General features: G+C 69.5%; 1 pseudogene. It reads right to left on the bottom strand.

Annotation, left to right across the window (positions count from 1 at the left end):
• Positions 1-1,170, bottom strand: a pseudogene (locus tag ACT6Y9_RS11065) (chromosome segregation protein SMC); the annotation flags it as partial.

The following is a 1,170-nucleotide window of genomic DNA, read 5'->3' as shown; positions in this document are numbered from 1 at the left end:
GCTTTTTGGCCGCGTATTCAAGCGCTTCCGCGATGTCCACGCTCACGACGCGCGAGACGCCGGGCTCCTTCATCGTGACGCCGATCAGGGCCGAGGCATGCTCCATCGTCACGCGGTGGTGCGTGATGATGATGAACTGCGTCGCCTCGGACATGCTTTGACACAATCGCGCGAGCCGCCCCTGGTTCGCCTCGTCGAGGGGCGCGTCCACTTCGTCGAGCAGACAGAAGGGCGCGGGGTTGAGGCGGAACATCGCGAAGATGAGGGCCGTGGCGGTGAGCGCTTTCTCGCCGCCCGAGAGGAGCGTGAGGGTCTGGTTGCGCTTTCCCGGCGGCTGCGCGCGCACTTCGACGCCCGCGGTGAGGATCTCGTCGCCCACGAGGTTGAGCGACGCCTCGCCCCCGCCGAAGAGGCCGCGGAACGTTTCGGTGAAGCTGCGGTTCACCTTCTCGAAGGTCTCGCGCATCCGCGCGCGGGTCTCCGCGTCGATGCGGCGGATCGCACCTTCGAGCGTCTCGACGGCGCGCCGCAGGTCCTCCATCTGCAGCTCGGCGGCGCGCATCTGCTCTTCGGCGGCCTCGAGGTGCGCCAAGGCCGCGTGGTTGACGGGCCCGAGGGAGGCGATCTCGTTCATGAGGCGCGTCACCTCGCTCTTCACGGCCGGGGCCTTCATGCCGCGCTCCTGCGCGAGAAGTGCGAGCCGCTCCCAGTCGGCGCCCAACTCCTCCATGCGTTCAGTGAACTGCGCGAGCAGCCCGGCCTTCTGTTCGGCCGTGACGCGCCAACTGCCGAGCGATTCGGTGAGCGGCATCATCGACTCGGTGATCGTCTTGGCGAGCCGCCGGTTGTCGTCCACGCGGCGCTTCGCCTCGGTGAGGCGCCCCAAGGCGTCGCCCGCGGCGCGCTCGAGCCCCGCGGACTTCTCGATCAATTCGGCCGCTCCCTTCTCCAAGGCCGAGCGGTCCTCTTCGGCGAGCAGCCGCTCGGCTTCGGCGATGCGCGCGCCTTCGCGCGCGGCGTCGCTCTTCGCCTCAGCGAGCCGCTGCTCGTCCTCGATGCGGGCGCGCTTCGCCTGCTCGATCTCGAGGCGCTTCATCGCCGCCTGGTGGATGGTTTCGGTCTCGAGGCGCCGCACCTCAATCAGCCGGTCCTGCGCGCGCCCGTGGGCGG

Source organism: Sutterella sp. (genome assembly GCF_052272535.1).
In the GTDB taxonomy this organism is placed as follows: Bacteria; Pseudomonadota; Gammaproteobacteria; order Burkholderiales; family Burkholderiaceae_F; genus Sutterella.
Note: the sequence above shows the minus strand (reverse complement) of the source record. Positions and strands in the feature narration are given on the sequence as shown.